This is a genomic window from Curtobacterium sp. MCSS17_005, assembly GCF_003234225.2.
Classification (GTDB): Bacteria; Actinomycetota; Actinomycetes; order Actinomycetales; family Microbacteriaceae; genus Curtobacterium; species Curtobacterium flaccumfaciens.
Window position 1 is genome coordinate 2,903,105 of record NZ_CP126258.1, and the last position, 25,002, is coordinate 2,928,106.

Genomic DNA, 25,002 nt, shown 5'->3' on the forward strand with positions numbered 1-25,002 from the left:
CCACCCGAGGGGGCACCCGATGATCCGCCACCGCGCGATCCTGGCGGTCGCGACCGCCGGCGCCCTGGTCCTCGGCGTCCCCACCGCCGCCTCCGCCCGCACCTGGTGGGGCTGGGACGGCGAACGCCGCTGGCACAACGCCCCGGTGAATCCCACCCCGACGCCGGCCCCCGACGAGACGGAGACCCCGGCCCCCACCGACGAGTGGACCCCGGATGCGGAGCCCACGCAGGACTCCGCGCCGATCGAGGACTCCGCCCCCGTCGCCCAGCCCGCGCCCGAGGCAGAGGCCGAGCCCGAGGCAGAGGCCGAGCCCGAGGCCGATGCCGCGCCGGAAGCGGCGCCCGAAGCGGATGCCTCCCCCGCGGACCTCTCCGCGATCGCACCGGACGCCCCGTTCGTCGAGGACTTCACCAAGGACGCCGTCACCGGACTGGTCTCGTCGCTCTACCCGCAGTCGTGGCAGGCCTACCCCGACGGCACCTCGGGCATCTACGCGCCGAGCAAGACGGTGTCGGTGCACGACGGCGTGATGGACGTCGCCCTCGGCACCGGTGCCGGAGCGGCCGGCACCTTCGGCTCCTCCGACGGCGCCTGGGACCACGTCGGTGGCTCGTTCTCGGTCCGCGCGAAGGCGACCGGCGGCGACGGCAACGGCGCGGCCTTCATGCTGTGGCCGACGTCGAACGTCTGGGCCGACGGCGAGATCGACTTCCCCGAGGGCAACTTCGAGGACAGCCCCTCGGTGTTCCACCACTCGATGACCCCGGGCAAGGAAGCCGAGCGCGTCCAGCTCGGCACCGGCGTCTCGTGGCGCGACTGGCACACCTACAAGGTCGACTGGGTCCCCGGTGAGTCCGTCACGTACAGCGTCGACGGCAAGGTCCTCGGCACGATCACGCACGACGTGCCGACGACCCCGCACCGCTTCATGTTCCAGGTCGGCAACTGGGGCGAGCAGGGCAACCTGCTCATCGACTGGGTCTCCACGACCGAGTAGCGTCCGCAGGTCCACGCCAGGACGGACGGGAGGCCCGGTGCCAGCTGGCACCGGGCCTCCCGTCCGTCCGCGTGGTCACGTTCAGGGCGTCGCGCGCCGCTCAGAAGAGCGCGTTCAGGTCCGCGTAGTCCACCCCGGCCGCCAGCGAGTCGCAGGTGCCGGTGGTCCGCAGCTCGGCCGTGGCCTGCCGAACGACGGCGTACGCGGCGGACCGGCAATCACGTTCACCGGGCCGTCGATTGACTCCACCAGCGCACGGATGGTCTCGACGTCTCGGACTCCGGGGACGAACACGCCGTCCGCGCCGGCTCCGCGGTAGCGACGAACTCGCTCGAGCGTCTCGGCCAGGAGCCGTTCGGGATCGACGAGACCGGCGAGGTGGACGTCGGTCCGTGCGTTGACGAACAAGGGCACCCCGGCTCGTTCCGCCGCGCGCCGGGCCGCCCCGATCCGTTGCGGTGGGGCCGCTCAGCCGTCGGGGCGAGGAGACCTGCGTGGGTTCAGCAGGTCTCCGTCCCACGACAGGTCGTCGGGCTCGCGGACCTCGAACGCCTCGAACCGGTCGTCTTCGAGCACGCCGTCGATGAGCGCGTGCGATCCGGCGACGATCGTCGAGTCCCAGTCCTCCTCGGCGGCGACGACCCACGCGTGGTCCTCCGGCCAGATGAACGTCGTGTGCGGCGCCACCTGGCCGTGCAGCCCGAAGCTCTCCCAACCCGGGACCGCCCGCTGTGCCCACGACGGATCGACGAGCTCGTCCAGGGTCGCACTGAAGAGCCAGGTGTCCCGCGCGGGCCAGGCCATCAAGCCCCGCGCACGTCGGATCCGGTGCCGGCGTTCAGCGGACGGCGGCCCACCCGTCCCCTCCCACGCTCCGACGACCAGGTCTCCGGGGGTCGACGTCGCGCTCCGCAGGTGCGTGGTGAGGACGGCGAGGTCCTGCGGGTCGAACCACCCGTCGTCCGACTGGTCCACGCGCCAGCCGTCGGCCCACGACGTCGTCTGCTCGTCGTCGGTCAGGCGTTGCCACTGCACCAGGGGGTGCATCACGCGGTCGTTGCGGCGGGCGACCTCCGCCCACCGCCAGCGGGTGTGTTCGACGTCCGGGTGGTCGCCCCACTCGTCCGTGGTGTCGAGGTCCGCCCGATGCGCGCCGACCGGGTGCAACAGGCGTGCGTACGCCTCGAACCCGGTGCCCGCGACGCCACCGACACTCGCCCAGCGTCCGGCACGCGCGACGAGCCAGTCGCCCCGCGATGCCTCGCTCAGCAGGCGCATCGTGCTGCTGCTCAGAGCTTCTCGTCGACGAGCGCGATGAAGCGGCTGCCGATGCCCTCGACCTCGCGCCGCGTCAGGCCGGCGGTGGGCTCGGGCGCCTGGTACGGGGCGTGGTAGTCGCACATCAGGTAGTCCCACTCGGGCCACCACTTCTTCGGGCGCGCCTCTTCGTCGAAGCCGCAGACCACGCACTCCAGGCGCGTCCAGACCTTCTTCGTGCCGGTGCGGTTGGCCCGGGACTGCACGAGCCAGGCGGGCGGGTCCTGCTCGATCGCGTCGAGCTCCGCTTCGCTCAGGCGCGACGGGATGCCGTGGCGGGTCGCCATCTCGAGGGGGATGTCGAGCCGGACGGCGGCTTCGCGGCGGGAGAGCATCCGTCCAGGGTAGGTCCTGCCACTTCCCACCTCGAACTGCGACGGCGGGAAACCGCCAGCGACCGCTCCCACGCCTGGCGAGACTGGCTCGGAGCTCGCGACCGCCGCGAAGCCCGACCGAGAGCCGAGCGCCGTGCACCACAGCCCCATCGACCCCGCGATCCTGTACTTCGGCACGCCCGTCGCGCTGCTGAGCACCATCGCCGACGACGGCACCACGAACACCGCCCCCATGTCGTCGATCTTCTGGCTCGGGCAGACCGCCGTCCTCGGGATGGGGAGCCGATCCCAGACCGCGCAGAACCTGCTCGCCACCGGTGAGTGCGTCATCAACCTCCCGTCCGCTGATCTGGTGACCGCGGTGGACACGCTCGCCCTCACGACCGGACGATCACCCGTCCCCGCCGGCAAGGCCCACGTCCGGTACCGCCACGAACCGGAGAAGCTCCGCCTCGCCGGACTCCACGGCCGCCCGGGCGACACCGTCCGTGCCGAACGGATCGACGAGTGCCCGGTCAACCTCGAAGCGCACGTCGTGCAGGCGCGACCGCTCACGTCCGACGACGGCACCTTCGTCTTCGAAGCCGCGATCAGCCGCGTCCACGTGCACGACTCCATCCGGATGGCGGGGACCGCGAACCGGATCGATCCCGAGCTGTGGCGTCCGCTCATCATGAGCTTCCAGCGGTTCTACGGCCTCGGCGGCGAGCTCCACTCGTCGCGCCTCGCCGGCATCGACGAGGAGTGGTACCGGTAGCGAGAGGGACTCCGACCGCGGACTTTCCTCGAGTGGGCAGTCCGTGTATGGTCTCGATCACTGAGGTAAAAGGCGCCGCGATCTGCGACGCACCCGCACGCGGCATCGAACGAGTCGCCACTTCTTCCCTCGAAGGAGTGCGCCATCGTGTCCCCCAGCCCCGCTCTCACCACCGGGCACGTGCCCGCCGGTGACTCGTCGCCTCGTCTGCGCGACGCCTGGATCGCCCTCGCCGGGCTGTCCGCGGTGTTCCTGTTCGAGATGCTCGACAACTCCGTGCTCAACGTCGCCCTGCCGACCATCGGCCGCGACCTGGGCTCGTCGACGACGGGCGTGCAGTGGGTCTCGGGTGCCTACTCGGTCGCCTTCGGCGGGCTGATGCTGCTCTTCGGCGCCGTCGCCGACCGCATCGGGCGCCGCCGGGTCATGCTCGCCGGGCTCGTCCTGCTGGCCCTGGCGAGCCTCACCACGGCGGTGGTCACGTCGACCGAGCAGCTGATCGCCGTGCGGGTCGCGATGGGCGTCGCCGCGGCGATGACGACGCCCGGGTCGATGGCGCTGGCGTTCCGCCTCTTCGACGACGAGGGTCTCAGGGTGCGGGCGCTCTCCGTCATCTCGACGGCCGGGCTCGTGGGGCTGGCCGTCGGTCCGACCGTCGGCGGGTTCGTGCTCGCCGTCGCCCCGTGGCAGGTGCTGCTGCTGGCCGACGTGCCGATCGCGGTCCTCGCACTCGTCGGAATCCGGCTGGGTGTCGCCCGCGACGAGGCGGCGGGGCTCCGTCGCGATCCGGTCGACGTGGTCGGAGCGCTGCTCGGCACCGGGACCACGGCTGGAGCGCTCGTGGCGCCGACGATCCTGGTCGAGTCCGGAGTCCACAGCTGGTGGGGGTGGGCCGTCCTCGCCCTCGCCGCCACCTGCGCGGTGGGGTTCGTCGCCCGCGAGCGGACCGCGCGGCACCCGCTGATCGACCTGCACCTGCTCACCCGACCACTCGTCTCGAGCGGCCTCGCGTTCAAGGCCGCGTCGGGTCTGGCCGTCGCCGGACTGTCGTACCTCGTGACCCTGCAGCTGCAGTTCGCCTGGGGCTGGCCGCCGGCGCTGGCCGCCGTCGGGACGTTGCCGCAGGTGGTCGTGCTGCTCGTCGGCGGCCGCTTCGTCGGGCCGTTCGTGCAGCGGGTCGGCCTGGGCCGCGCCGCCTGGATGAGCGCCGTCTCGGTCGTCTCCGGTCTCGCGGTCTTCGGCGCCCTGAGCCGGTACGGGTACCCGTGGGTGCTCGTCGCGCTCGTACTCGTCGCCGCCGGCATGCGGGTCGTCGGCGTCGTCGCTGGCGCGTCGGTCCTCACGGGACTGCCCGCGGACCGTACCTCCGTCGGGGCGGCGCTCGTCGACACCTCGAGCGAACTCGCGGGCGGTGCCGCCGTCGCCGCGGCGGGGACCATCGTCGCCGCCTTCGTCGCCGGGAGCATCACCACGACCACCTGGACCGCCGCCCGGCTCGAGGGCTTCCAGGACGCCCTCACCGTCGCCGGCCTCGGCCTCGCCGCGGTCGCAGCACTGCTGGTCGTGGTCGGCATGCTCCGAGCCCGGCCCGCCGTCGAACCAGAGGACGAAGCCCCGTCCGAACCTGCCGACACCACCCCTGCACACACCGACCCGACCACCATCACCGAGGAGACCACCCGTGCCTGACACCATCGCCCTCCCCCGCCCGCCGTTCGATCCCGAGTTCGTGCCCTTCCTCACCGCCATGGACGCGCGAGGCGGCTTCCACCTCACGGCCCAGATGCTGCCGCAGATGCGACAGCTGGACATGACGGAGGCGCAGCTCGACGAAGGACTGCGTGCCCGCGGCCTCGAGCGCAGCAGCATCACGATCCCGGGGCACCGCGGTGACCCGATCGACCTCGCCGTGATCCAACGCACCGGCCGCACCGGCACGGCTGCCCTGGCCTACGCGATCCACGGCGGCGGGATGATGTTCGGCCACCACCTCGGCAACCTCGACTCCTACGACGATTGGCTGCTGGTGCACGACGTCGTCCTGGTCAGCCCCGACTACCGCCTGGCGCCGGAACACCCGGACCCGTACCCGGTCGAGGACTGCTACGCCGGTCTCGTCTGGGCAGCCGAGCACGCCGACGAACTCGGCATCGACCGGGAGCGCATCGTCCTCGTCGGCCAGAGCGCCGGAGCCGGTCTCGCCGCCGGCACCGCCCTCCTCGCCCGCGACCGACAGGGGCCCTCCGTCATCGGCCAGGTGCTCGTGAGCCCCATGCTCGACGACCGCGACGCGACACTGTCGGCTCGGCAGTTCGACGGTGTCGGGGTCGCCGACCGGGAGATGACACGGTTCGGCTGGGACGCCTACCTCGGTCACCGGCGGGGTGGCGAGGACGTCTCCGTCTACGCTGCACCCGGCCGCGCGACCGATCTCACCGGGCTCCCGCCAGCGTACGTCGACTGCGGCAGCACCGAGGTGTTCCGCGACGAGACCGTCGCCTACGCCAGCTCGCTGTGGGCGGCAGGAGTCCAGGCGGAACTGCACGTGTGGCCGGGAGCGTTCCACGGATCGACGAGCATGATGCCCGACGCGACGCTGTCGCGGCGAGCCGTGCAGGCTCTGCGCGAGTTCACCGGGCGCCTCCTCAGTCCGGCCGTGTGACGTCGGCGCCGGCACGAGCGCATCGCGGCGCTCGTGCCGGGGGGGCGCAGCATCAGCTAGATCCGGTCCAGGTATGCCACCGCGACGACGATCGGCCACGCCTCACCGTCGAGCTGCACGTACCGCAGCCCGCGCGGCAGGGGTTGTCCGTCATCGGACACGACGACGACTCCCTGCAGCCCGATGAGGTGCCCGGAACCCCGGCTGTAGTGGACACGATCACCGACGACGGGCATGACGATGGTGTCCGCCGCCAGCTCCTCTGCAGCGAGTTCGACGACGAGAGGCCAGGACTCCGTGAGCACCTCGGCGAGCTGTGCCTCGAACCCGCCGCGTTCGTCGAGCTCCGCGTCACGCACCTCGGGATCCACGATCCTCACGACTGGCAGGACCTGCGGGCCGATCGTGCGCGCGACTCCGCATCCGATCGCGACACCCACGCCGGCGAGGGACACCCCCACGCTCGCCATCTCGAACCGCAACGGGACTGACGCAGCAACGACCTGACGGAGTCCGCCGCTCGAGCCGCCGGCGGTGTGCGCTCGCACGGCAGTCGCCTTCACCGCGCCGTGGAGTCGTGGCGCGACCGGAGCTGCTCTTGTCCGCCGGAGATCACCGCCGAACTGCTCGCCGAGATGCTTCTTGAACGCGAGGGCGCCAGGCCGTCGCTCATCGCAGTTGTCCATCGGGTCGCCTTCGGGTCGGCTTCTCGCAGCCTCGGGTCAGGCTGTTCCCGGACCGTACTGCCGGACAACCGGCGCACACGATGGTTCCTCAGCGATATTGCGGTAACCAGCAACCCCGATTCGGAGTTCGCGCCGGCCGGCCCGGTTTACTCCGACCTTGGCTCGCTCCCAAACGAAATTGCGATCGGCACAGGGAACGGATGTGCCGTCGGGAACTCCACGGTCTAACTACCGACCCAGCGCCGCAACGCTCAATCGTCGCTGGCGACGAGGAGCGTCAGCATGCCGTGCTTCCTGGACACGGCGACGAACTCGATGAATCCCGCCGTTCCGACGACCCCTCCCCACTCGTGGAGAGCACCGGCTCCGAGGTCTGGAAGCTCCCAGACATCTGAGTCCGCGGCCTCGATCGCCCGTACCTCCGCGCCGATCGCCGAGAGCAGTTCCGGGGGCAGTTCACCCTCGCTCAGGGCCCACGCCCAGATCCGGTCCGCGACTGCACTGCGCTCGCGACGCCGGAACGCGGGGACCGTGATGTGGTCGAGGAGGTACGGGCCGTGGATCTCTCCTGCCTCCGGCTCCTCCTCGCGCGGTGCCGCGTAGGTGTGCGAGTACCAAGGGTTCCCGATCAGGGCAGCGAGCAGTTCTTCGTCGGAAGCCGTGCGGGCCGCGTCGAACGTGAGGACGTCGATCCAGCGGAAGTCGGCACCGTTCACCCGGAACGACACGAAGCGCTGCCCGGTGTACCGGAGGGCTGCGCCGTCGGTTGATGCTGTCACCGTCTCCAGCCGCCGATCACCTAACGGCGGCGATTCGTTCGTCGAAGCGCGGACCGCCACAGTCTGAAGCCGGTGGCCAACAAGAGGGCGCCGAGGACGACGTTGAGGACCACCAGCAACACGTCGAGGTCGGGACGACTCAGACGCACGATGGACGTCGCGATGAAGAACAGTCCGGACACGAATGCGGCTGTGCCCAACACCTTCGCGCTCACGACGTCCACGTGCCGAACCTACTGCTTCCGCCGGACGGGAGGCCCGTTGCCAGCTGGCAACGGGCCTCCCGTCCGTCTCGTGGTCGCGTCGACGACGCGTCAGCCTTCCCAGGGCCAGTACGTCTGGCAGGTCTCGGGGCCGCCGTTCGTCGAGCCGCAGACCTCCACCGGCCCCCAGATGCTGAGGACGACCCACGCGACCTGCAGCACCAACATGCTCAGGCCGACGATGAACAGGGCACGGATGCGGCGACGGTCGTCACGGACGCCGGTCAGCAGCGCGCCGAACGCGGCGAGCAGCCCGCCGGCCGGGACGACGAGTCCGAGGACGACGGTCACGGTCATCAGGAGCGCGAATTCGCCTCTGGTCGCGCCGAAGCGTCGCCCGGCGTGCAGTGCAGTCACGGTGGTGAGCTTATTGGCCCACGGGGCACGCCGATGCGCCCACTTCGGGCTGCGGTCGACGCCCGCGGTTCAGCCGCCGCTGCGCTCCCGCCGACGCACCCGCAGGGTGCCGATCCCCTGCATGATGAACACGACACCGCTCGCGACGACCAGGACCGCGATCAGGATCCGTGCGATGGACACGTCGCCCACCAGCAGCGGGGCGACGGAGACACCGATGAAGATCGCCCCCATCACGATGACGACGACCGGGTTCTGGGCGACGAAGAACCGGCGACCGCCGTTCGCTTCGGCGATCGCCCGGTCCCGAGCACGCGGGACGGCGTCCGGCGATCGACCCGCCTGGCGATCTGCACGCCGTCGCCGACTGCGCAGGACCAACCACACCGCACCGCCGATGACGACGGCTGCCCCGAACGCGATCCACTGCGGCACCTGGAACAACCCGAGGATGAACACCAGGACGAACCCGACGGCGATGCCCACGAACATGTCCGTGGTCGTCCGGTCGGTCCGGCCGTCGACACTCGTGACGTAACCGGGGCGTCGTCCGTACGGATCGTGCTCGTCCACGGCCGGTCCGTCGGCCCGTTCGGTTCCCATGCTCAGAACGTACCGACGACGCTGGGGCCCTGTCCGGTGGCAGGTCTCGGGGCCCCGTTCGTCTCCCCGCAGACCTACCGCCCCAGATGCTGAGGACGACCCCACACGCCCTGCCGACCGACTCAGCCGCCGCTGCGCTCGCGGCGGCGCAGCAGGGTGCCGGTCCCTGCACGTGAACACGACGCCACTCGTGACGACCACCATCGCGATCAGGATCCGCGCGACGGACACGTCGCCCAGAAGCAGTGGGGCGACGGAAACAGGATGAAGACGGCGCCCATCACGATGACGAAGCCGTCACGAGGACCTCGAAGTCGATCCGGTTGCCGATGACGTCGGCGGGCGACCACGCAGGCATGCGCCGAAACGACAGCGGAGGCGCCGTCAGCCGAGTCGCAATCGTCGAGCGTCCTCGACGAACCGATCGAACGTCCGGTGGAGGTCGACCGTCGTGGTCACGTCGATGTGCTCGGGCGAGATCCGTCCCGATTCGAAGCAGGTGTACTCGATGTCGCCGGAGTCCCAGACGAACATCTCGACGGCCGCGACGTCGTTCTCGACGAGCAACATGGAACGCGGGTTGTCGTACTCCGTCGGCGGCAGCACAGCGACGTTCAGCTGGGTGGTGTCGAGACCAGCGAGGTACTGCTCGGCCCACGAGTACAGCTCGGCGGCGAACGTCACCGTGTCAGTCCGTCCACGAGGTCCGGCAGGTCTCCGGACCGCCGCGGAACGAGGCGCAGACCTGGGTCCGGGCCCCAGACCGCGAAGGCGACGAACGCGACCTGCAGGGCGAACGAGCACACCGCGACGATGAGCAGGGCGCGCACGCGGCGACGGTCATCACGCACACCGCTCAGGAGCGAGCCGAACGCCGCGAGCAGGCCGCCGGCCGGGATCAACGAGCCCGCGATGGTCGTCACGGCCAGCAGGACGGCGAAGCCGCCTCGGGTCGTCCCGAAGGGCCGATCAGCCCGGAGTGCAGTCACGCCCCGAGCCTACGGTCACGGGTGTTCGCTCCGATGCACCCTGTTCGGCCGGAATCGCCTGCGCTCAGTGTCGCTCGGGCTCGGTCTCGGTGGCCTCCGGCCGTGGGACGGTCCAGCTGCCTCGCAACGCGGTCAGCAGGCGCTCGATGTTGCGGAGCGCACGTCGGGTCTCCCACACCGAGTAGGCGCACATGCCCACGAACAGGACCAGGATCAGCCACCAGAACGGGCTGATGGTGGTGGCGGCCCAGATCGAGAACGCCACGAACAGCACCGCCATGATCGGGACCACGAACCGGTTGTTGCGGTACCGCTTGCGGGTCGATTCGAGCTCTCGGGTCCACACGACGTGGTCGACGTGGGCCGGGAGGTCGCCGGTCCGCACCGCACCCTGGATCGCTGCTGCCGTCTCGGTCCCGCCCGCACGACGGCGACGGTACGCGATGAGGAAGCCGAAGAAGGTCGTCATCAAGACCGCGTAGACGAGCGAGGAGACAGCCCGGGCCACCAGGGCCTCGCGGCTCGGGTCCGACACGAGACCGATGGCGAAGTAGAGGCCGCCGACCAGGACGAACAGGATGGGCAGCAATGCTGGCAGGGGCAGTGAACGGAAGCGGTCCATCGTCGTTTCTCCTGATTGTTCGAGTGATCCTCGCTCTGACCACCCTGCCGACGTCGCCCGGGAGCACCCTGAGCACGAGGACGACACCGCCTGAGGGGCCGCCGCGTCCCGGCCCGCCTAGGGTGAACGGGTGACGCACGAGGGATCGGTACGGGCTGCACTCGCGGCGGTCGCAGCGGACGGCTGGGATGACGGTGGGCCGCTCGTCGAACCCGGTGGCACGGCCTCACCACGTCGGGCCGCGGTCCTGATGCTCTTCGGCGCGCTCGACCACACGCCGAGCGACCGACCGGCGGCAGCGCCCGGCGTCCCGCGGGACCTCGACGTCCTGCTCCTCGCCCGGGCCACGACCCTGCGCGCGCACGCCGGCGAGGTCGCGTTCCCCGGTGGACGCATCGACCCCGGTGACGCGGACGCCGTCGCCGCCGCACTCCGCGAGGCGCAGGAGGAGACGGGGCTCGACCCCGCCGGCGTCGAAGTGCTCGGCACCCTGCCGGCCGTGCCCCTGGCGTTCTCGAACCACCTGGTCCGGCCCGTCATCGGCTGGTGGCGCGACCCCTCACCGATCCGCGTCGTCGACGAGCACGAGTCGGCGGCGGTGTTCCGGGTCCCCGTGGCCGACCTGCTCGACCCGGCGAACCGCGGCGTGACCGTGATCCGCCGCAGTGGTCAGGAGTGGCGCGGACCGGCGTTCACCATCGAGGCCGACGGGGACGAGCACCTGGTGTGGGGCTTCACCGCGATGCTGCTGGATGCACTGTTCGACCGACTCGACTGGACGGAACCGTGGGACCGGAACCACGAGGTGCCGCTGCCCGACTGAGCAGCGGGAACGACAGCGGGTCGGCCCGCACCGCGTCGACCGCGTGGGCCACGGCCCCGATGACGACGACGTCGGCCCCGAGCGACGACGCGACGAGTTCGGGGACCGGGTCGAAGTGCCCCTTCGCGAGCAGCTCGCGCGCGCGGTCGATCACGGCGACCGCGGGCTGGGCGATCGCGCCGGCGACCACCACGCGGTCGATGTCGAGCAGGCTCGCGAGCAGGATGCAGACCCGGGCCAGGCGGTCCCCCAGGCGGTCGACGATGGTGCGCGCGACCGGGTCGCCGTTCCGTGCGGCCGCGAACACCAGGGCGGCGTCGGCGGCGAGCGCGGTGTCCGTGGGGATGTGCCCCGCGGCGACGGCGTCGGCCACGAAGGTGCGGGCGACGGCTCCGATGCCGTCGGACGAGCCGACACCCTCGACGAGTTCGAGCACCCGCATCTCGCCAGCTCCGCCGTGGGCACCGCGCAGCAGGACCCCGTCGACGACGAGGCCCGCGCCGAAGCGTTCGCCGGACAGCAGCGCCGCGAACGAGGCGTCACCCGAGGACGGCCGCTCGGCGAGCGCGGCGAGGTTCGCGTCGTTCTCGACGAGTACCCGCCCGTCCGGCACGGCGTCGGCGAACCCGGGGTTCATCCGGACCCAGAAGCCGCCGTCGTCGGGTGAGGCACCGGCGGCGTCGACCGGTGCTGGGATGCCCACGACCGTGACCAGGACCCGTTCGCGGTCGACGTCGGCCGAGGCGAGTGCGGCGGCCACGGTGTCGGCGAGGACCCCGAGCCGCACGGGCACGTCGAGACCCGATGCACCCAGCGACCCCTCGGCGCGACCGAGCACCGTGCCGCGCAGGTCGGCGACGAAGGCCGTGACCCGGTGCTGGCCGGCGTCCACTCCGACGACGACCCCGGCGCCCGTGTCGAGCTCGTAGCGGCGTGCCGGGCGTCCCATCCGGTACTCCCCCGCGGCCCGGGCATCGTCGAGCTCGTGGAGCCAGCCGAGCCGCACGAGTTCCTCGGCCGCCCCGAGCACGGTCGACCGGGTCAGGCCGGTGGCGTCGATCGCCTCGGTCGCGGTGAACGCCGACGAGTCGAAGGCGTACGCGAGCAGCGTCTCTGCGCTCGTTCCACGGGGTGGCGGCATGTCGTGACCCTATCGCGCGACGAGTTCCTTGCGGAATTAGATTTTCTCGTTACATTTAGTTCCGCGGGCAGCATCGGAGCCGCTCGCGGGACGGAACGGCAGGGACGCCGGGTCCGGACGGACGGAGACGACGTGCAAGCACACGCCACCGCCAGGAGCGCATCGGTCAGCCGACGCGGGTTCCTGCTCGGAGCGGGCGGCATCGGGGCGGGCCTCGCGCTCGCCGGATGCGCCCCGATCGGGTCCTCGAGCGCCAAGCCGGAGACCATCACGTTCTACGTGTCGAAGCCCGAAGTCATCGGCTACTTCGACGACGTCATCGCGCAGTTCCACCAGACCCAGTCGAAGGTCCGGGTCGTGCGCGACTCGACCTCGAACATGTCCGCGAACTTCGTGCGGAACCGGCCGCCGGACCTCGGCTGCTGGAACTACAACTTCTCGGTCGTGCCGTTCGTCGAGCACGGCGCGCTGACGGACCTGTCCGACCTGCCGCAGGCCGACACCATCAACCCCGACCTGTGGCCGCTCATGGAACAAACGGCCGACTACCCCGGCCGGAAGAGCGCCCTGCCGTACTCGGTGACCGCGGCGTCGGTGATCTACAACAAGGCGCTCTTCGCACAGCAGGGGCTCGAGGTCCCGACGACGTGGAGCGAGTTCGCCGACGTCTGCGAGCGCCTGACCAAGGCCGGCATCGCGCCGATCTACGGCACGTTCAAGGACAACTGGACGATCGCCCAGGGCATGTTCGACTACTCGATCGGCGGCATGATCGACACCCCGGCGACCTTCGAGGCACTCCGGCGCGAGGGCACGAACGTCGGCAAGGGGTCCGCCGTCTCGTTCGAGCGCGACCTGCGGAAGCCGATGGAGCGCATGGTGCAGCTCCGCGCCTGGCACCAGGACAGGGCCGCGAGCCGCGGGTACGGCGACGGCAACCTCGCCTTCGCCCAGGGCAAGGCGGGCATGTACCTGCAGGGACCGTGGGCCCTCGGTGAGATCGCCAAGACCACGAAGGACATGGACCTCGGCACCTTCCCGCTCCCCGTCACCGACGACCCGGCCGACCGCAAGGTCCGCGTGAACGTCGACCTGGCGCTCTGGATCCCGGAGGCGTCGCGCAAGCAGGAGGCCGCCCGCGAGTTCCTGTCGTTCCTGATGACCAAGCAGGTCAATGACAAGTACAACGCGGACAACAACGGCTTCGGCGTGCGCAAGGACGCTCCCCCGGCGTCGAACCCCGCCCTCCGTGGCATGCAGTCGTACTACGACGACGCAGCCTTCTACCTCGGCGCCTCGCAGCTCATCCCCGCCGAGATCCCGGTCGCGAACTACGCGCAGTCGATCGCCTTCGGCGGCGACCCGCAGCGCCAGCTCCGCACCCTCGACGCCGACTGGGCGCGTCTCGCGCTCCGCACGGCCGCGTAAGGAGACGTCCGAATGGCAACCACGACCACCGAATCCATCACGACGGCGGACCGCCGCCGCCGTGGCGGAGCCGCACCGGGCCTCCAGGCCGGACGACGGGACGGACGACGCAAGCCCCGCGTCGACCCGCTCTTCCTGGCGTTCCTGCTGCCCACCCTGGTGCTCTTCACGCTCGCCATCACGCTGCCGGCGGTGATGGGCATCGTGCTGAGCTTCACGAACTCCGTCGGCTTCGGCGAGTTCCGCTTCACCGGGCTCACCAACTACATCGCGGTGTTCTCCGACCCCGCGATCCTGCAGGCGTACCTGTTCACGCTCGGGTTCTCGCTCGTCACCGTGATCGTCGTGAACGCGATCGCGTTCCTGCTCGCCATCGCGCTGACGTCGAAGATCCGCGGCAAGATCGCGCTGCGTGCGGTGTTCGTGCTGCCGATGGTGATCTCGGGCATCGTCATCGCGTACGTGTTCTCGTTCCTGTTCGCGAACAGCCTGCCGGCCTTCGCCACCGCGATCGGCTTCGGGCCGCTCGAGCAGAGCATCCTGGCGAACCCCGACCTGGCCTGGCTGGCGATCGTGGTCGTCACCGCCTGGCAGGCGATCCCGTCGACGCTCCTCATCTACATCGCCGGGGTGCTCTCGATCCCCGGCGAGGTGTACGAGGCGGCGGCCCTCGACGGTGCGAGCGCCTGGCGGCAGCTCGTCTCGATCACCGCACCGCTGACGGCGGGCTACATCCTGATCAACCTGGTCATCGGGTTCAAGAACTTCCTGAACTCCTACGACATCATCGTCGGCCTGACCGACGGCGGCCCCGGCACCTCGACCACCAGTGTCGCGATGTCGATCTTCAAGGGCTTCAACGGCGGCGACTACGCCTACCAGATGGCGAACGCCACGATCTTCTTCGTCATCGCGGTCGTCATCGCCGTGATCCAGCTGCGGGCGACCCGCGGGAAGGCAGCGCTCTGATGTCCCTGCAAGCACCCCTGCGACCGGGGACCACCGCGACCGGCAGCATCCGTTCCGTCGACGCCGACCGGTCCTCCGGCTCGGGCAAGGCCGGCCGCGGTCGTTCGAACTGGCCCGTCACCGTCGTCCTCGTGCTCTGCGCACTCTCGGTGCTCGTGCCGCTGTACGTCACCCTGACGATGGCGTTCAAGACCACCGGCCAGGCCGTCGACGGCAACGCGTTCTCGCTGCCGGCACCGTTCAGCGTCGACGGCTTCGTGCAGGCCTGGCAGCTGACCGACTTCCCGCGGGCGTTCGGGGTCTCGGTGTTCGTCGCCGCGATCACCGTCGTCGGCACGATCCTGCTCGCCTCGTTCACGGCCTACGCGATCGCCCGGAACTGGGACCGACGGCTGTTCCGCTGGTCGTTCTTCTACCTGCTCGCGGCGATGTTCCTGCCGTTCCCGGTGCTCGCACTGTCGCAGGTCAAGCTCACCGGACTTGCGCACCTGGACAACCCGCTCGGCGTCGCGATCCTGCACGTCATGTTCCAGCTCTCCTTCAGCGTCCTGCTCTTCACGGCCTTCCTGCGGTCGATCCCGGCGGAGCTGGAGGAGAGTGCTCGCATCGACGGTGCGAGCACGGGGCAGGTGTTCTGGCGACTCGTGTTCCCGCTGCTGGCACCGATGAGCGCCACCGTCGGCATCTTCGCGTTCCTCGCGTCCTGGAACGACTTCGTGATGCCGTCGCTGATCACCTCCGACCCGGCGCTGCAGACCCTGCCGGTGCTGCAGCAGATGTTCCAGACGCAGTTCAGCAACAACTACAACGTGTCGTTCGCCTCGTACCTGATGGCGATGGCCCCGGCGATCATCGTCTACCTCGTCACCCAGCGGTGGGTGATGGCCGGCGTGACCCAGGGCGCCATCAAGTGACCGACACCGCCGGTGCGGGCCCGACCGCGATCGCCGGTGCAGGCCCGACCGACACACACCCCTCGAACCCCTCGACCCACGAAAGGCCCGACGTGACCGACACCCTCGCCCAGCCCGCCGCCACCTCGCACGACGAGACCTGGTGGCGCCAGGCCAGCGTCTACCAGATCTACCCCCGCTCGTTCGCCGACGCGAACGGCGACGGCATCGGCGACCTGCCCGGCATCACCGAGCGGGTACCGTACCTGGCCTCGCTCGGCATCGAGGCCGTCTGGCTCAGCCCCTTCTACCCGTCCGCCCTTGCCGACGGTGGCTACGACGTCGACGACTACCGCGACGTCGACCCGCGCCTCGGCACCCTCGACGACTTCGACCGGATGGTCGAGGCACTGCACGCCGCCGGCATCCGGGTGATCGTCGACGTCGTCCCGAACCACACGAGCGACCGGCACGAGTGGTTCCGTGAGGCACTCGCCGCGCCCAAGGGCTCCCCCGCCCGCGACCGCTACGTGTTCCGCGACGGCAGCGGACCTTCCGGCGAGGACGCCCCCGCCGACTGGATCTCGATCTTCGGCGGCCCGGCCTGGACCGCCGTCGGCGACGGCCAGTGGTACCTGCACAGCTTCGCGAAGGAGCAGCCCGACCTGAACTGGGCGAACCGCGAGGTCCGCGACGACTTCCTGCGCACCCTGCGCTTCTGGTCCGACCGCGGGGTCGACGGCTTCCGCATCGACGTGGCCCACGGCCTGGCGAAGGACCTGGGCGAGACCCTGCCCACCTGGGCCGAGCTCGCCGAGATGCCGAAGGACGGCACGCACCCGCTCTGGGACCGTGACGACGTGCACGAGATCTACGCCGAGTGGCGGACGGTCTTCAACGAGTACACGCCGGCCCGCACCGCGGTCGCCGAGGCCTGGGTCCCCGCCCACCGCCGCGCCCGCTACGCCAGCGCCGAGGGACTCGGTCAGGCGTTCAACTTCGACCTGCTCGAGGCCGACTTCGACGCCGGCCAGTTCCGCACGATCATCGAGTTCAACCTCGGCCTCGCCGAGCAGTCCGGCTCGTCGACCACGTGGGTGTTCTCGAACCACGACGTCGTCCGGCACGCCACCCGCTACGCCCTGCCGCCCCGCGCCGGCGGCACCGACAAGCAGGGCAGCGCCTGGCTGCTCGCCGGCGGCTCGCAGGACGCCCTCGACCGGCCGCTCGGCCTCCGTCGCGCACAGGCCGCCACGCTGCTCGAGCTCGCCCTGCCCGGCTCCGCCTACCTGTACCAGGGTGAGGAGCTCGGCCTGCACGAGGTCGGCGACATCCCGGACGCCGACCGCCAGGACCCGGCGTTCTTCCGCAACCCGGGCGTCGACGTCGGTCGTGACGGCTGCCGCGTGCCGATCCCGTGGACGCGCACCGGCTCGTCGTTCGGCTTCGGTCCGGACGGTTCGCACCTGCCGCAGCCGGCGTGGTTCGCCGACTCCAGCGTCGAGGCCGAGGACGCCGACCCCGACTCCACGCTCAACCTGTACCGGAAGGCGCTCGGCCTGCGTGGCCAGCTGCAGTCCGAGGAACAGCTCGAGTGGATCGAGACCGGCCGCGATGACGTGCTCGCGTTCCGGCGGCCGAACGGCTGGACGAGCGTGACGGTCTTCGGCGACGAGCCCTTCGCGCTGCCGGCCGGCGAGCTGCTGCTCGCCTCGGCCCCGTTGGTCGACGGCGCCCTGTCGGGCGTGGGGACGGCCTGGTTGCGCTCCTGACGCGACCCGCGCCCTGGGCACGACCGGATGACGGACGGGAGGCGCGGTGCCAGCTGGCACCGCGCCTCCCGTCCGCCTGTCGGGGCGTACCTGGGCGAGACGGTCATACCTGCCGGAAGCGGGCGTACCTGCCGGAAACGGGCGTACCGGGTCGAAAGTTCCGACCAGGTACGCCCGTTCTCGCATCCCATCGCGGCCGTTCTGGGAAGAAAGTCCCGGTAGGGTCGCCGCATGAGCGGGGCGAGCATCAGCGTGCAGGACTTCGTGATGCGGTTCGGCGACCGCAACGTGGTCGACGGGCTGTCGTTCGACGTCGCCCCCGGTGAGACGTTCGGGCTGCTCGGCAGCAACGGCTCCGGCAAGACCACGACGATCCGGGCCCTGCTCGGCATCACCACCCCGACGGCGGGCACGCTGACGATCGACGGCCGCCCCTACCGACCGGCCACCGGCGGCATCGGCTACCTGCCCGAGGAGCGCGGGCTGTACCGCAAGGAGTCCGTCATCGACGTGATGACCTACTTCGGGCGCCTGCGCGGGCTCCGCGGTGCCGAGGCGACCGCGTGGAGCATGGACTACCTGGCCCGGGTGGGGCTCGCCGACCGCGCGAAGCTGCGCGTCGACAAGCTGTCCGGCGGGCAGCAGCAGAAGGTGCAGCTCGGCATCACGATCATGGACCGGCCGCGGCTGCTCATCCTCGACGAGCCGACCAAGGGGCTCGATCCGGTGAACCGGCGACTCCTGCTCGACCTGGTCGACGAACGGAAGGCCGACGGCGCGACCGTGGTCCTCGTGACACACCACATGGACGAGGTCGAGCGGCTCTGCGACCGCATCCTCCTGCTCAAGGACGGCCGGGCCGCCGCGTACGGATCCGTGCCCGACGTGCAGGACGCCTTCGGCGGCGCCGTCGCCCGCGTGGGACTCGACGGCCCCGTACCGAAGTCGCCGCTGTACCGGCTCGCCCGCCACGAAGGGCACGTCGCGTACCTGGTGCCCACGCAGGCCGCCGCTCCGGACGGTGCGGACGTCCTCGCAGAACTGGTCGCGGCCGGGGTGCACGTCACCGCGTTCGAGATGCGCCGGATCCCGCTCGATGAGATCTTCGTGCAGGTCTACGGGCACGACGCCCTCGCCGCTGCATCGTCGGACGGAGCAGCGGCATGAGCAGCCTCGGCACGGTCGTCCGGTTCGAGTTCGTCCGCGCGGTGAAGAAGCCCGCGTTCTGGATCGGCACCCTCGCGCTGCCGGTCGTCATCGTGGTCGTGTCACTGCTCGTGGGCATCGGGCAGGCCGCCGGCACGAACTCCGTGGTGTCCGGGTCGTCCGCCACGAAGACCCCGTTCCACTACGTCGACGAGTCCGGCCTGGTGTCGGAGTCCGTGGCCGCGAAGTGGGGTGGGACGCCGTCCACCGATGCCGCCGCCGACCGCGCCGCCGTGCGGTCCGGTGACCTCGACGCCTTCATCGCGTTCCCGTCGTCGCCGTCCACGACGGCCATCCGGGTCGACGCCGCCGACCGCGGGCTCTTCGCAAACGGCGTGTACTCGTCGCTGGCCGAGCGGGTGCTCGAGCAGAGCGTCGCCGCGTCGGTCGACGACCCCGAGGCCGTGGAGCTGCTCCGCAGTCCACCCGCCACGGACGTCACCACCTACGCCGACGGCCGGGTCGCACCGGGCTGGTTGTCCGTCGTGCCGCCGTTCCTGTTCGTCGCCGCGTTCTTCGGGCTCGTCATCCTGCTCGCCGCCCGGATGGTCACCGTCGTGGTCGAGGAGAAGGAGAACCGGATCTCCGAGATGATCCTGACCACGGTGACCGCGGGCGACCTGATCCGCGGCAAGGTCATCGCGATGCTGCTCGTCGGCTTCGTGCAGGTCAGCGTGTTCGTCGTGCCCGGCCTGGTCGGGCTGCTCGTCGCGCTGCCGCTGGTGTCGTCGCAGCTCGGTGGGCTGACGGTCGACCCGTGGCGGATGGTGACCGGGGCGCTGCTGCTCGTCGGCGGGGTGCTGCTGGCGTCCGGGCTGTTCGTCGCCGTCGGGGCTGCGGTGCCGTCGATCAAGGACGCCTCGGCCCTGCAGTCGGCGGCGATCTTCGCGCTGATCATCCCCCTGTACGCGGCGTTCTTCGTGATGACGACGCCGACGTCGCCCGTCGCGCAGTTCTTCACGTACTTCCCGACCTTCACGCCGATCACCGCGATGGTGCGGAACGCCGTCGGGGCCCTGACCGTGACGGAGTCGGTCGTCTGCATCGTCGAGGTGTTCGTCGTCGCCGGGCTGCTGCTGTGGTTCGCGGAGTACCTGTTCCGGCACTCGGTCGCGCAGTACGGGTCGAAGGTGACGGTGCGGCAGATGCTGTCGTGGCGGCGGGCACGACGGGGCTGACCTCGTCGGTCGGCGCCGCACGGCGTCAGACGCGGACGGGTGCCTCGTCGAGGTCCCACGACGGGACGGCGTGCCGCTTCCATCCCTGGCGCAGGGTGTTCACGGCGCGGTCGAACTCCACCAGGACGTCGATGTGCGGGCGGACCAGCATCTGGATCTGCAGCCCCTCGTAGACCGAGAGCAGCTGGGTCGCAGCCTGGTACGCGGGGATGCCGGCCTCTTCCGAGCCCCTGTCGAAGTCGCGCTGCAGCCCGACGGTCAGCTGCTCGGCGTACTCCTCGAACCGCTTGCGGAACAGTTCGGCGAACCCGGACTCGGAGCTGGCCACGGTGATCAGCCCCGCGAGCACCCGGACGAGCCCGGGGTCGGCGACGTCCTCGGCCAGGGTCAGGCGGACGTGCTCGATGGTGCACGTGGGCGGGTTCTTCCGCCGGGTCCCCCGCAGCTGCGCCCACCGGTCGTAGGTGACCAGGAGCAGGGCGTGCCAGGTCGGGAACAGCCGCTCGACGGTCTCGAGCGGGATTCCGGCCACGTCGGCGACGACCGCCGCGTCGACGGCGTCGAACGGGTGCAGCCGGTAGGCGCGGATCGCCGCGCGCACCGTGCGCTCTGCGAGGGACTCGTCGTCCTCGACGCGTTCGCCGTGCAGGGGTGCCATCCGACCATTCCAGCGCATTCCGGGCCGTTTGTCTCGTCCCAGAGCGGGGGCCGTGCTCCGGGCCGCGTCAGCCCGCCGCCAGCACGGCGGTCAGCCGACGGTGACGGGCGCCGCCGGAGGCCGGACCCGCTGGCGCATCCACACGAAGAACCCGGTCAGGGTGAAGACGCCGTAGAAGACGTACATCAACCCGGAGGCGTAGTACCCGGCGGAGAACAGCAGCGGCACGCCGACCAGGTCGACCGCCACCCAGATGAGCCAGAACTCGACCCACCCCTTCGCCATGCCGTAGGTGGCGAGCAGCGATCCGACGAAGATCCACGCGTCGCTCCACACCGGCTCGTACGACCCGAGCGCGCGGAAGACGGGGGTCAGCAGGGCGGTGCCGCCGACCATGCCGACGACGAGCAGCAGACGGGTCCGCCAGGAGGCCCAGCGCGGGTCGATCACGGTCGTCGCGTCCTCGGGGCGGTGCGTCCACCGGTACCAGCCGTAGATGCTCACGATGATGAACATGACCTGGCGGCCGGCCTGCCCGAGCAGGTTGACGGGGTTCGGGGTGTCGAAGAGCGCTCCCATGAAGACGGTGAAGAGCAGGGCGTTGCCGACCAGTCCGACCGGCCAGGCCCAGACCTTCCGGCGCATGCCACCGAGGGCGCTGAGCAGCCCGAAGACGTTGCCGATCACCTCACGCCAGAGCACGGTCTGGTCGCCGATGACGATCTGCGCGTCGAACAACCAGCGCACGATGTCCATGGGCCCTCCTCGTTTCCGGTCGGTGCAACGACGCCGTGCGTACCGGCATTCCTTCTGTGATCGCACTGCACACCCGGAGCGCACACCCAGAAACCGGGGTACAAACGATGTCCTCCCTAGCGGGGACAAAAATCACCCCTGTTCTGGGGTCCGGGTGAACGCTCGTTCTCGCTTGTCGGCACTTTGGGGGACAGGTAACGTCGATACCAGAGCGAGTCCAGCCCGCCCGAGCAGCAGCACATGCGCTCCGAGGCCCGGCGACCGCTCTCGGCACCGGTCAGCCGCGACCCCCTCCAACCACTGGGTCGATGACAACCTCCCCACCGGACACGACGCCCGAATGTCCCCGGTGGGCTTCAGCGTGCCCGGAGCACGCAGGAACGGATCCACCCCATGCACAAGATCGTCACCGGTGCCATCGCCGGCGCAGCAGGCGTCGCACTCCTCCTCGGCGGTGCGGGCACGTTCGCCCTCTGGAACGCCAGCGCCTCGAGCGCCGCGTCCGCCGTGAGCGCCGGCACCCTGACGCTGAGCGCCAACAACGACGGTGCCTGGACCGACATCACGAACGGTCGTTCCACCGCGATCGACCCGACGAAGGCCCTGATGGTCCCGGGCAACACGTTCCAGTTCACGCAGACGCTGAACATCGGCGCGACCGGCCAGGACCTCAAGGCGAACCTGACGTACGCCAACCAGAGCATCACCGGCGACGCCGCGCTGCTCGCCGCCACGACGAAGACGCTGGCCGTCACGTCGACGAGCGCTTCGGTCGTGCAGTCCTCGTCGAACACGAACACCTTCGTGGTGTCGCCGTCCTCGTCCACGTCGACCGTCAAGGTCGTCTTCACGGTGACGCTCCCCGCATCGGCGACCACCGGTCAGGGCGGCTCGATCAACCTCAGCGCGCTGGCCTTCACGCTCACCCAGACCGCGATCGGTTCCTGATCCCCCGATCGCACCCCACCGACCACGACGACCAGGAGCACGCACATGACCGCCACACCGCGGACGACGGGACGCCACCGCGCAGCCCGACGGCACCGCTGGGTGTGGCCGGTCGCGCTCGCCCTGGTCGTCGCGGTCGGAACGGCGCTCCTCGGCGCCGGCGGCACGTACGCGCTCTGGAACGGGACCGCCAGCACGGCGGCCACCACGGTGCGCTCCGCCACGGCGACCATCAGCGTCAGCAGCACCACGGCGATGAACACCGCGGTGCTCGGGCCGGGCACGAGCACCACCGGCACCTTCACGGTGCGGAACACCGGGTCGATCCCCCTGTCGATGCGCGTCACGACGACGGCCTCGAAGTCGTCCGTCGCTGCGGCGACCGGTGAACTGACGCTCCACCTCGCGGTGGTGTCCTCGGCCGCGAAGTGCGTGCCCGGGCTCGCCGGCACGAGCGGGCGGCTCGCCACCTTCGACACCGGCTCCGGGTCCTTCACGCTGCCGGCCGGGGTCAGCGGCATCGCGTGCCTCGAGATGGCCCTCGACGCCGACGCCCCGCAGACCGTCGCCGGAGCCACCACCGACTTCACCCTCACCGTCACCGGAACGCAGGTCTCCGCATGAACCGCCGCCTCCGGCTCCTCGTCGCCGTGCTCCTCACCGCCGTGTTCGTCGGCGGCGGGTCGAGCGCCGCGTGGGCACTGTGGAGCGCGTCGGGCACCACCGCGGCGAGCACCACGGTCGGCACGGTCGCGGCGTCCATCAGCGGCACGAGCGCCCTCACCACGGCGTTCTCGTCGAGCGTCACCTCGACGACGAAGCCGATCACCCTGACCGACTCGGGCACCCTCGCCGGCACTGCGACCACCACGGTCTCCGTCGTGTCCGGCAGCTCGACCGCGCTCGCCAAGGCCGTCACCGTCGTCGCCTGGCCGGTCGCCTCGACCGCGGGCTGCACCACGAGCACGGCCGTCGGCACCGGGTCCGTCACCGGCACCTGGGCGTCGCTGCCGAGCATGAGCGCGAAGCTCGCCGCCGGCGCCTCCGCCGTGTGGTGCACCCGCAGCACCGTGCAGTCGTCGGCCCCGGCCGGCTCGTCCGCCAAGGTGAACGTCAACCTCACCGTCACGAGCGGCACCTGGACCTCGGGCGTCACCGCCGGCGGCTTCACCCTGAGCACCCCGGCGGCGGTCGCTGACACCACCCCCTCGCTGGTCTGCACCGACCACGGCGGCTGGTACGTCGAGATCCGGTGGGACGCCGCGAACCGCCCGATGAACACCTGGTACGGGGCCTTCGTCGGTTCGACCCCGGTCGGGCAGAAGGCGCAGGACTACTCCGCGTTCATCACCATCGCGCCGACGGACGTCCCCGCGAGCGCCGGCACCGCTGGCACGCTGACCGTCACCGTCAAGGTGCTCGACAGCGCCGGCAACCCCACGAGCACCGTCGCGGGCACCGGCAAGGTCACGCTCTTCACGCAGGACAACGGGGCGGCGATCCGATGCGGCGCATGAGCACCCCCACCCCGCGCACCGGCTGGCGCGCCGTCGTCCACGCCGTCGTGCTCGGTCTCAGCACCGGACTCCTGCTGCTCGTCGCTGCCCTGGCGGTCGTGCTGATCGTCGTACCGAAAGCCACGGGCTCGATGCCGCTCACCGTCCTGACGCAGTCGATGGAGCCGACACTGCCGCCGGGGACGCTGCTCGTGGTCCGTCCGACCCCGATCGACGACATCCGGGTCGGCGACGTCGTCACCTACCAGATCGTTTCCGGCCAGCCCGCGGTCGTCAGCCACCGCGTGGTCTCGGTGTCGTCGTCGTCGGACGGCGAGCGGACCTTCGTGCTCAAGGGCGACAACAACGCCGAGGCCGACCCGGCACCGGTCACCGCCGTGCAGATCCGTGGCGTGGTCTGGTACTCCGTGCCGGAGATCGGCATCGTCAACCAGGTCGTCAACGGGTCGCGGAGCTGGCTCATCCCCGCGGTCGCCGGCGTGCTCCTGACGTACGGGGCAGTGATGATGACGGCGGGCTTCGTGAGCGCCGCACGTCGTCGCCGCGCCGGCACCAGCCGCGTCAGCACCAGCCGCGGACGCCGCAGCGCAGCGCACCACGTCGAACGGACCACCACCGAGAACACGACCACCACCCGGTCTAGGCTCGGTGGACGTGACGGACGGAGTGCAGCGGGCGCGGGAGCTCCTCGACGCAGCGGCCCGACGGCTCCGCGCCGCGGACGTCCCGGACGAAGCACTCGCCGAGTACGTGCAGCCGAAGGCCGTCCTCGGGATCCGTCGTGACCCGACGATGCGACCACTCGGTCGGGTGTGGCGGGTCGGGGCACTCCTGATCGGGTCGTCCCCCGAGACCGCCGGCCGTGTCTGGGCCACCGGGTCGATCACCCGCGTCACCGAACCCGGTCGGTCGCAGTACCAGTCGGTCTCGGCCGAGGTCCGTCGCGCCTACCGTGCCGCCGCCGCGAAGGGGCACTTCGGCGCCGGTGACACGGTGAACCACGGCGCCGTCCCGATCCCCGTCGACGACTCCCTGCTCGGCGCCGAGGGCGTGCTCGTCGTCACCGACGACCTGCCGTCGGTCCGGTGGTCCCCGACCGCCGGCACCGCCGTCCCCCTCGCCGACTACCTGGACGACCGCGTCGGGCTGCTCGTCGATCCCCCTCGGGGCGCGACCGACTGACGCGGCACCGCCCGTCGCACGGTGCTGGGTTCGTCGTGCGGTGCAGGTTCGTCGCGCATGCGCACCGTGCAGTGACGGAGACTCCGTGCGCGTTCCCGCTCCCGGTGCGAGCTCGTGCCCAGAGCCACACAACCGCACCGTGCCGGATCGCCCGACCCGTG

The 25,002-nt window shown here is 70.9% G+C and carries 30 protein-coding genes; 16 read left to right on the forward strand and 14 right to left on the reverse strand.

Annotated elements, in window-relative coordinates:
• Positions 1 to 19: 19 nt before the first annotated feature.
• Complete coding sequence (locus tag DEJ20_RS13855) at positions 20 to 1,000, forward strand: glycoside hydrolase family 16 protein (RefSeq protein ID WP_284183338.1); 981 nt, start codon at positions 20 to 22, stop codon at positions 998 to 1,000.
• A gap of 114 nt (positions 1,001 to 1,114) precedes the next feature.
• On the opposite strand, the gene DEJ20_RS18105 is transcribed toward DEJ20_RS13855, so the two are convergent.
• The 3 genes from DEJ20_RS18105 to DEJ20_RS13865 are packed head-to-tail and all read right to left on the reverse strand — an operon-like array spanning position 1,115 to position 2,652.
• On the reverse strand, positions 1,115 to 1,450 hold the full coding sequence (locus DEJ20_RS18105) for an isocitrate lyase/phosphoenolpyruvate mutase family protein (RefSeq protein WP_111235862.1): 336 nt from the start codon (positions 1,448 to 1,450) through the stop codon (positions 1,115 to 1,117).
• Positions 1,451 to 1,468: 18 nt separating this feature from the next.
• Positions 1,469 to 2,278 (reverse strand): hypothetical protein, encoded by an 810-nt coding sequence (locus tag DEJ20_RS13860; RefSeq protein WP_111235861.1) that lies wholly within the window; start codon positions 2,276 to 2,278, stop codon positions 1,469 to 1,471.
• 11 nt (positions 2,279 to 2,289) lie between these two features.
• Complete coding sequence (locus DEJ20_RS13865) at positions 2,290 to 2,652, reverse strand: hypothetical protein (protein ID WP_111022117.1); 363 nt, start codon at positions 2,650 to 2,652, stop codon at positions 2,290 to 2,292.
• Positions 2,653 to 2,785: 133 nt separating this feature from the next.
• Here DEJ20_RS13865 and DEJ20_RS13870 point away from each other — a divergent pair, with 133 nt between their 5' ends.
• The 3 genes from DEJ20_RS13870 to DEJ20_RS13880 all read left to right on the forward strand — a co-directional run bounded on the left by DEJ20_RS13870 (position 2,786) and on the right by DEJ20_RS13880 (position 6,071).
• Positions 2,786 to 3,409, forward strand: a complete 624-nt coding sequence (locus tag DEJ20_RS13870) for a flavin reductase family protein (RefSeq protein ID WP_111235860.1) — start codon at positions 2,786 to 2,788, stop codon at positions 3,407 to 3,409.
• 147 nt (positions 3,410 to 3,556) lie between these two features.
• Entirely contained in the window at positions 3,557 to 5,098 is a 1,542-nt protein-coding gene (locus DEJ20_RS13875) for an MFS transporter (RefSeq protein ID WP_349814994.1), read from the forward strand.
• Positions 5,091 to 6,071: an alpha/beta hydrolase gene (locus tag DEJ20_RS13880; RefSeq protein WP_111235859.1), complete on the forward strand. Its 981-nt coding sequence runs from the start codon at positions 5,091 to 5,093 to the stop codon at positions 6,069 to 6,071. Before DEJ20_RS13875 ends, DEJ20_RS13880 begins: the two co-directional genes overlap by 8 nt.
• Positions 6,072 to 6,127: 56 nt before the next feature.
• Here the strand turns inward: DEJ20_RS13880 and DEJ20_RS13885 are convergent, their stop codons facing one another.
• The 8 genes from DEJ20_RS13885 to DEJ20_RS13920 all read right to left on the reverse strand — a co-directional run bounded on the left by DEJ20_RS13885 (position 6,128) and on the right by DEJ20_RS13920 (position 10,370).
• Positions 6,128 to 6,757, reverse strand: coding sequence for a hypothetical protein (locus DEJ20_RS13885; protein ID WP_284183339.1), 630 nt, complete (start codon positions 6,755 to 6,757; stop codon positions 6,128 to 6,130).
• A gap of 251 nt (positions 6,758 to 7,008) precedes the next feature.
• Positions 7,009 to 7,485, reverse strand: a complete 477-nt coding sequence (locus tag DEJ20_RS13890; protein WP_284183340.1) for a hypothetical protein — start codon at positions 7,483 to 7,485, stop codon at positions 7,009 to 7,011.
• Positions 7,486 to 7,556: 71 nt separating this feature from the next.
• Positions 7,557 to 7,760 (reverse strand): hypothetical protein, encoded by a 204-nt coding sequence (locus DEJ20_RS13895; RefSeq protein WP_111235856.1) that lies wholly within the window; start codon positions 7,758 to 7,760, stop codon positions 7,557 to 7,559.
• A gap of 90 nt (positions 7,761 to 7,850) precedes the next feature.
• Entirely contained in the window at positions 7,851 to 8,156 is a 306-nt protein-coding gene (locus DEJ20_RS13900; RefSeq protein ID WP_146245454.1) for a hypothetical protein, read from the reverse strand.
• 69 nt (positions 8,157 to 8,225) lie between these two features.
• The gene (locus DEJ20_RS13905) at positions 8,226 to 8,759 is read right to left on the reverse strand and encodes a hypothetical protein (protein WP_111235854.1); all 534 of its coding nucleotides are present in this window, start codon (positions 8,757 to 8,759) and stop codon (positions 8,226 to 8,228) included.
• Positions 8,760 to 9,143: 384 nt separating this feature from the next.
• Positions 9,144 to 9,443 (reverse strand): hypothetical protein, encoded by a 300-nt coding sequence (locus DEJ20_RS13910; protein WP_111235853.1) that lies wholly within the window; start codon positions 9,441 to 9,443, stop codon positions 9,144 to 9,146.
• Positions 9,440 to 9,748 carry a hypothetical protein gene (locus tag DEJ20_RS13915; protein ID WP_111235852.1) on the reverse strand — a complete coding sequence of 103 codons (309 nt, stop codon included), beginning with the start codon at positions 9,746 to 9,748 and terminating at the stop codon, positions 9,440 to 9,442. Before DEJ20_RS13915 ends, DEJ20_RS13910 begins: the two co-directional genes overlap by 4 nt.
• Before the next feature lie 64 nt (positions 9,749 to 9,812).
• Positions 9,813 to 10,370 (reverse strand): hypothetical protein, encoded by a 558-nt coding sequence (locus DEJ20_RS13920; RefSeq protein WP_146245453.1) that lies wholly within the window; start codon positions 10,368 to 10,370, stop codon positions 9,813 to 9,815.
• Positions 10,371 to 10,500: 130 nt separating this feature from the next.
• On the opposite strand from DEJ20_RS13920, the gene DEJ20_RS13925 reads away from it, so the two are divergent.
• Positions 10,501 to 11,193, forward strand: a complete 693-nt coding sequence (locus DEJ20_RS13925) for an NUDIX hydrolase (RefSeq protein WP_258377204.1) — start codon at positions 10,501 to 10,503, stop codon at positions 11,191 to 11,193.
• Here the strand turns inward: DEJ20_RS13925 and DEJ20_RS13930 are convergent.
• Positions 11,105 to 12,334 (reverse strand): ROK family protein, encoded by a 1,230-nt coding sequence (locus tag DEJ20_RS13930; protein WP_111235850.1) that lies wholly within the window; start codon positions 12,332 to 12,334, stop codon positions 11,105 to 11,107. The genes DEJ20_RS13925 and DEJ20_RS13930 overlap by 89 nt on opposite strands.
• A 132-nt stretch (positions 12,335 to 12,466) precedes the next feature.
• Here DEJ20_RS13930 and DEJ20_RS13935 point away from each other — a divergent pair, with 132 nt between their 5' ends.
• The 6 genes from DEJ20_RS13935 to DEJ20_RS13960 all read left to right on the forward strand — a co-directional run bounded on the left by DEJ20_RS13935 (position 12,467) and on the right by DEJ20_RS13960 (position 19,780).
• Entirely contained in the window at positions 12,467 to 13,762 is a 1,296-nt protein-coding gene (locus DEJ20_RS13935; RefSeq protein WP_111235849.1) for an ABC transporter substrate-binding protein, read from the forward strand.
• A 12-nt stretch (positions 13,763 to 13,774) separates the two neighbouring features.
• A complete protein-coding gene (locus DEJ20_RS13940; RefSeq protein WP_110865283.1) occupies positions 13,775 to 14,731 on the forward strand; it encodes a carbohydrate ABC transporter permease in 957 nt (318 codons plus the stop codon).
• The gene (locus tag DEJ20_RS13945) at positions 14,731 to 15,645 is read left to right on the forward strand and encodes a carbohydrate ABC transporter permease (protein ID WP_071405176.1); all 915 of its coding nucleotides are present in this window, start codon (positions 14,731 to 14,733) and stop codon (positions 15,643 to 15,645) included. The genes DEJ20_RS13940 and DEJ20_RS13945 overlap by 1 nt, the downstream gene beginning before the upstream one ends.
• 92 nt (positions 15,646 to 15,737) lie before the next feature.
• Complete coding sequence (locus tag DEJ20_RS13950; protein ID WP_111235870.1) at positions 15,738 to 17,396, forward strand: glycoside hydrolase family 13 protein; 1,659 nt, start codon at positions 15,738 to 15,740, stop codon at positions 17,394 to 17,396.
• A gap of 231 nt (positions 17,397 to 17,627) precedes the next feature.
• Complete coding sequence (locus tag DEJ20_RS13955) at positions 17,628 to 18,563, forward strand: ABC transporter ATP-binding protein (protein WP_111235848.1); 936 nt, start codon at positions 17,628 to 17,630, stop codon at positions 18,561 to 18,563.
• Complete coding sequence (locus tag DEJ20_RS13960; protein WP_111235847.1) at positions 18,560 to 19,780, forward strand: ABC transporter permease; 1,221 nt, start codon at positions 18,560 to 18,562, stop codon at positions 19,778 to 19,780. The genes DEJ20_RS13955 and DEJ20_RS13960 overlap by 4 nt, the downstream gene beginning before the upstream one ends.
• 25 nt (positions 19,781 to 19,805) lie before the next feature.
• Here the strand turns inward: DEJ20_RS13960 and DEJ20_RS13965 are convergent, their stop codons facing one another.
• Positions 19,806 to 20,438 (reverse strand): hypothetical protein, encoded by a 633-nt coding sequence (locus DEJ20_RS13965; RefSeq protein ID WP_111235846.1) that lies wholly within the window; start codon positions 20,436 to 20,438, stop codon positions 19,806 to 19,808.
• Positions 20,439 to 20,528: 90 nt separating this feature from the next.
• Entirely contained in the window at positions 20,529 to 21,194 is a 666-nt protein-coding gene (pnuC, locus tag DEJ20_RS13970; protein ID WP_071404263.1) for a nicotinamide riboside transporter PnuC, read from the reverse strand.
• A 393-nt stretch (positions 21,195 to 21,587) separates the two neighbouring features.
• Here pnuC and DEJ20_RS13975 point away from each other — a divergent pair, with 393 nt between their 5' ends.
• Genes DEJ20_RS13975 through DEJ20_RS13995 form a run of 5 tightly spaced genes read left to right on the forward strand, consistent with a single transcriptional unit; the run spans position 21,588 to position 24,841 of the window.
• Complete coding sequence (locus tag DEJ20_RS13975; protein ID WP_071404262.1) at positions 21,588 to 22,142, forward strand: alternate-type signal peptide domain-containing protein; 555 nt, start codon at positions 21,588 to 21,590, stop codon at positions 22,140 to 22,142.
• A gap of 45 nt (positions 22,143 to 22,187) precedes the next feature.
• Positions 22,188 to 22,766, forward strand: coding sequence for a TasA family protein (locus tag DEJ20_RS13980; protein ID WP_111235845.1), 579 nt, complete (start codon positions 22,188 to 22,190; stop codon positions 22,764 to 22,766).
• On the forward strand, positions 22,763 to 23,659 hold the full coding sequence (locus DEJ20_RS13985; protein WP_111235844.1) for a hypothetical protein: 897 nt from the start codon (positions 22,763 to 22,765) through the stop codon (positions 23,657 to 23,659). Before DEJ20_RS13980 ends, DEJ20_RS13985 begins: the two co-directional genes overlap by 4 nt.
• A complete protein-coding gene (locus DEJ20_RS13990) occupies positions 23,656 to 24,444 on the forward strand; it encodes a signal peptidase I (protein ID WP_258377203.1) in 789 nt (262 codons plus the stop codon). Before DEJ20_RS13985 ends, DEJ20_RS13990 begins: the two co-directional genes overlap by 4 nt.
• The gene (locus DEJ20_RS13995) at positions 24,410 to 24,841 is read left to right on the forward strand and encodes a hypothetical protein (protein ID WP_111235842.1); all 432 of its coding nucleotides are present in this window, start codon (positions 24,410 to 24,412) and stop codon (positions 24,839 to 24,841) included. The genes DEJ20_RS13990 and DEJ20_RS13995 overlap by 35 nt, the downstream gene beginning before the upstream one ends.
• The last annotated feature ends 161 nt before the right edge of the window (positions 24,842 to 25,002 follow it).